The organism is Sporosarcina sp. P13, from assembly GCF_002743055.1.
Taxonomy (GTDB): domain Bacteria; phylum Bacillota; class Bacilli; order Bacillales_A; family Planococcaceae; genus Sporosarcina.
Window position 1 is genome coordinate 1 of sequence record NZ_PDYM01000061.1, and the last position, 5,646, is coordinate 5,646.

Consider the following 5,646-nt stretch of genomic DNA (forward strand, 5'->3'; position numbering starts at 1 on the left):
GTTACTTTCTCGCGAATATGGTCATAGCCTTTTTTAGGATTTCCACCTCTTGTTGAAGGCGAAGATTTTCCTTTTGAATTTCTGCGATTTCAGTCGGTGTCAAACCACCACTGCTTTCAATAGGGGAATGTGCTTTAATCCATTTATAGATTGTTACTTCAGATACACCATACTAGCTCCAATAATAACTTCTGGTGTGAGCCGTTTAGTATGCCATCGTTTTTGTTTCTTCAAATAAACATGAACAGATTTGTTTTTCAAATCAAAATCTGATATTTTTAAACGAACCATTTCATTAGGTCGGTTAGCGGTTACAAGATTAACTAAACAAATTGCTTTAGCTCTTATTGGTAGCTTAATAAGAGTATCCATCAATTCTCTCTTATCAATGGCTGATTTCCCTCGAACCTGCATCAAATGGGCATATTGATCTTCACGATACATTTTTCGCATCGCTGAAAGCTCGTATGCCACTCTAGCCTCTCCTTTAAATTCTATACTGTGAATCACACTTAAGTATTTTCTAATAGCTGCCAGTCTATGTTCCCACGTCGTTTTCTTTATTCTTTGTATGGTCAACGATATATATAAATAATCGAGCAGCGCCTCTGTTCCAATTAGTTGGCTAGTATTGGTGCAATATTCTTTGAACCTACGAATATCCCCCTCATATTGTCTTGGGATCTCCCCCATCTTATTTTCAATAACAACTTTTCTTTCGTAGTGACGTTTTTGAGTCTTAAACGTATCTTGATGCTTTGATAATTTAAAATCTGACATTCCTTTTCCTCCCCACTTCTTTTCAAAATCGTTCTTGGTCAAGATTTTTGACAGATTGATTATGAAAATAATTATGAGGCAATACAAAGGAGGCAGAGAAGTAAAATAGATAATACCAGTGAGTGACAATACATTTACCACTTCATATCATACGGATAATAAATGTACTTTTCAGAAATGGAAATGTTATACTTGTCATACAAACTCGGCTATTTGTAATAAAGCCGGTATACCGTTAACTGGCCATTTTATTCGTTAATACTGCTATAAATGGCTTTATTAATTTATTCTAGAAGGAGTTGAGACAGATGTTTTACTCTCCACTTTTTGAAAATGATGTACCAGCTGCATTCTCCCGCTCTTGACGGAGAGAATGTAAAGTGTACTTCTCTCCGTTAAGGCGCTTATAAAAAGCCTGAAAACGGAGGGTGCGGAATGAAAAATACATTTATTGGTTCATTATATCTAATTTTAGCCTCTAGCATTTGGGGAGGCATGTATGTTGTCGTTAAAGTTGTGGTGGCAGTCATACCGCCGGTTGAACTTGTTTGGATAAGGTATGTGATTGCTCTTCTTGCTTTGGTCACGATTGGACTGTTAACTAAACAGAATTGGAAGATAAAAAAACATCATATTAGCCTTATAGTTGCGATTGCAGTTATAGGATATGCGGTCTCTATTGTTGCCCAGGAAACAGGAACAATGCTTACTACTGCACAAATGGGCGCGATTATAACATCTACAACACCAGCATTCATGGTTGTATTCGCTAGTTTAATCCTGAAAGAGCGACTGTCTATCAGAAAATTTGTTTCGGTGTTTCTGGCGACTGTTGGTGTGGTTGTGATTGTTGGGGTCGATAATCTGGATATGTCCAGTATGCTTGGTGGTCTATCGCTTATTATAGCAGCGTTGACATGGGCACTCATGTCCGTGCTTATAAAACGTCTGCCCAATGATTATTCTCAAATCGTTGTCACAACATATGCGACTTTAATCGCTGTAATTATTTTAACTCCCTTTGTTATTCCAAGATTGCCTGAGATTAATATGAGTGATCTGGTCAGACCAGAGATTTGGGGAGGTTTATTTTATCTGGGGATTATATCTACAGCCATTGCATTTCTGCTGTGGAATCGTGGTCTACAAATGTTAAATGCATCCAGTGGTGGTCTCTATTTTTTCTTCCAACCAATTGTGGGAGCTTTACTAGGATGGCTGATACTTGGCGAAACGCTTACTTTCACCTTTTGGATTGGATCCATTTTAATTCTCTTTGGTGTCTTGATTGTTATTAAAGACGAACATGGAAATCATCCTGAGAAAGTTAATTAAAAACGAATAACTGGGGACACAGATATTTAAAGGTATCTGTGTTCTTCTAGTTAATCTTTATCAGCTGAGTATTTATAGTTTTTATTCAATTTCACTATCGGGAGCGATTGTTTAGGACCGCTTTCTGAGTTGATCGGAGCGGAAGCCGGCGACTCCGGGAGGTTCACCGCCCGCCCTCCGGAACGCATCCGGTTGCAGCGCAGATCAACGGCTTAGAACCACTATCTCGTTAACGGGGGCAATTCTTGAATAAAAGTTATGCCGTTAAAGGGCCAGATTATTGAAGAAGTTTACCCAGTTACCTTTTTCAGAGAAAAGATTAGTTTAGGATTAATAACGATGAACCGTATCATAAGTAAGTGAGGTTTATAATTTTATCTAAGTAAAAGTCTAACTAAGTAAATGGTTAGGCTTTTTTAAAGGTATTTGCCATTTTTTGACGAATATCTTAATTAAGAACCTTTACAAGAGGAGGATATAAATGGAAAAGATGATTATAAAGTTTGGTAATTGTTACGGAATAAATCAGTTAGAACATGTCTTTGATTTTACTAATAATAAATCAACTCAATTAATTTATTCACCTAATGGAATTATGAAAACATCATTGGCAAATACTTTTGATGATTTTAGTAAAGGAGTAGAAAGTAGCGATCGTATGAATCCAACCCTTGAAACTCGTAGAGAAATTATAGATCAAACAGGTACACAAATAGATACTGAATCTATATTTGTTATAAAACCTTATGAAAAGTCCTTTAAGTCTAAAACGGTATCAACATTACTGGTCAATGATGATTTAAAACAAGAATATGAAAAAGTTTCCGAGAAGATAAACTCACAAATCGATCAATTAGTTAATAATTTGAATAGAAGTGCCGGCTTAAGGAAAGATACAGTGAAGAAGTTTTGTAATGCATTTGGAAATAATGAAAAAGACTTTATTAAAACTCTATTAGAGATTCACTCTAAATTTGATAAATACCCGAATAGTGGATTTGAAAAAATTAAATATAACAGTGTCTTTGATTCAAAAGTCACTACACTAATCTTAAATTCGGAATTTCAAACTCACATAGAAGCATATATAGAGAAATATGATGAATTAGTTAGTGTATCTTCTATATTTCAAAAGGACTTTAATCATTTTAATGCAATAACCATACATAAACAGTTGAAAGACAATGGTTATTTTAATGCAAATCACTCCGTAATGTTAAACGTCAAAGGTGAAAAGGTTGAAAAAGATAATCCTGTTGAGTTACTTGATGAGATAAACAAAGCAAAAGAAGAACTGTTTGAAGACATGCAGTTAAAAGATATATTTGAAAAAATTGATAAAAAGTTAACTACAGCTCAATTAAGAGAGTTTAGAGACTTACTTTTAGATAATCAATTTATAATTCCAGAGTTGAAAGATCTACCGAACTTGGAGATAAAGCTTTGGGTATCTTATTTACATGAAAATATTGATCAATTTAATATAGTCGTTAAAGATTACTTAGCTGGTCAAGAAATACTAATGCAAGTCTTAGAAAAGGCCAGAGAAGAAAGAACAGAGTGGGAAAAAGTGATAGACATTTTTAATAGTAGATTTTATGTACCATATAATTTAGAGATAGAAAATAGAGAAGATGCAATGTTAAAAGAGGAAGCTCCGAGTATTAAATACTATTTTAATAATCAATCTGAATCGGTTGAAGAAGATTTATTATGGCAGGTATTAAGTCAAGGAGAGCGTAGAACTTTATATTTATTAAATATAATATTTGAAATCGAATCCAGAAAGAATCAAGGAATTGAAACGGTTTTTATAGTAGATGATATTGCAGATTCCTTTGACTATAAAAATAAATATGCAATTATAGAATATCTAAAGGATATTTCTAATACTGAGATCTTTAAATTAATAATACTCACTCATAATTTTGATTTCTTGAGAACTGTTCAAGATAGAATTAGTAATGGTCGCTCTAGATATGAAGCATCTTTTATGGCAATTAAAGAAGAGGAAGCTATTGTTTTGGAAAGACTAAGCTATAAGTATATTAGTAATCCGTTCAATGACTGGAAAACAAACTTAACAGAAGGTAGTAAACTTATAGCTTCGGTAACCTTTGCTAGAAACCTAGCTGAATATACAGGGGATAGTGATAGTTTTAACAAATTAACATCCATTTTACATTTGAAAAATAAAACAAAAGATATAACAGTAGGAGATATAGAATCTATTTATAAAGATATATTTAAAGATCTTGCAGATTTAGATTTGCCTGATAAAGAAAAAACAATATATGATATTATTATGTCAGTTTCAAGGGAAATCATAGCTGGGGCTACACAAGAAGTGAATTTAGAAAATAAGGTAGTATTATCAATAGCTATAAGACTGTTAGCTGAGGAATATATGATCTATAAGATTAATGATGAGGAGATTATCAAAAGAATTAATAAGAATCAAACAGGTATGCTATTTAAAGAATATAAAAAAATTGCAACTGTGGGAAGTGAATCTTTGATAGTTTTAGAAAGAGTTAATATTATGACACCAGAAAATATACATTTAAATTCATTTATGTTCGAACCAATTTTAGATTTATCTAATCATCATCTAAGTAAGTTGTATAGTGATGTAACTTTATTAGTAGAGTCCTTAGAGTTATCTACAGTATAATGTATTTCCAGTTAATCAAATTTAATGGTGGGAGAAATTATTATGTCACAATTACAAGTTCGCAGTCTAATTGATGGGTTCAATTACAATTATGTTGATTCATTATTTGATGAAGACCAAGTGACCAATTTTCGAGAATGGATTTATTATGGACATCATAAAAAAATAAATAAAGTATTAACTAATGAAATTAATTCTAAGTGGATTATAAGAAACTATTTAAGTTCAAAAATGATTTTATCTGCAACAGTAATGGTAACGTCTTTAGAATATGCAATAGAGAAAAACCTTAAAATGACCATACCATATCTTTCTTACTATGCAGTGATAACTTGTTGTAGGTCGTTTTTATATACAATTCCATATAATGAATGGACAAGCAATGAAGACTTTTTGAAAATGTCACATTCTAAAATAATTAACCTTACAAACGATTATCTTAACCACTTAGATAGTGAATTTGCTTCAGAAACTAAGGCAATGATAAATGGTTTAAAAGAATGGAGAGAGTTGTTTTCATATAAGTTTCCTTCGTCTGGTATTGGATTAACAGAGGAGTACGGATTGGATGAAGTAATAGATACTTGTACAACTCTGTGTGAACTAGCTCAATTAAGTAGTGAACAAATCCAAAAGTATGTATTAAAAAAATGTATGCACAACTTTGAAGAGTGGGGCGAAACGGAGTCAAACTTAATGGAGCATGGTTATAGATACAACGGTATGTAACCGTCAAGTAATTTTGAACAGTTTTTGCTCATTAGTTTTGAACAGTTTACGCTTGAAATAATGTTTCACGATACTTAATTCTGTGACTAGCACCTTCAAAGTGAAGGACTTCAGAGCGGTGGAGAAGG

Annotated in this window: 4 protein-coding genes and 1 pseudogene; 3 read left to right on the forward strand and 2 right to left on the reverse strand. The window is 32.8% G+C overall.

Annotation, left to right across the window (positions count from 1 at the left end):
- Positions 1-172, reverse strand: a pseudogene (locus tag CSV79_RS17230) (IS3-like element ISBce13 family transposase); the annotation flags it as partial.
- Positions 154-780, reverse strand: coding sequence for a tyrosine-type recombinase/integrase (locus CSV79_RS17505; RefSeq protein ID WP_099690069.1), 627 nt, complete (start codon positions 778-780; stop codon positions 154-156). The pseudogene CSV79_RS17230 and the gene CSV79_RS17505, both read right to left, overlap by 19 nt.
- A 435-nt stretch (positions 781-1,215) precedes the next feature.
- On the opposite strand from CSV79_RS17505, the gene CSV79_RS16115 reads away from it, so the two are divergent.
- From CSV79_RS16115 to CSV79_RS16125, 3 genes are all read left to right on the forward strand, one after another.
- Entirely contained in the window at positions 1,216-2,115 is a 900-nt protein-coding gene (locus CSV79_RS16115; protein WP_099690070.1) for a DMT family transporter, read from the forward strand.
- A 481-nt stretch (positions 2,116-2,596) separates the two neighbouring features.
- Complete coding sequence (locus CSV79_RS16120) at positions 2,597-4,789, forward strand: ATP-binding protein (protein WP_099690071.1); 2,193 nt, start codon at positions 2,597-2,599, stop codon at positions 4,787-4,789.
- A gap of 42 nt (positions 4,790-4,831) precedes the next feature.
- Positions 4,832-5,518 (forward strand): hypothetical protein, encoded by a 687-nt coding sequence (locus CSV79_RS16125; RefSeq protein ID WP_099690072.1) that lies wholly within the window; start codon positions 4,832-4,834, stop codon positions 5,516-5,518.
- Positions 5,519-5,646: the final 128 nt, after the last annotated feature.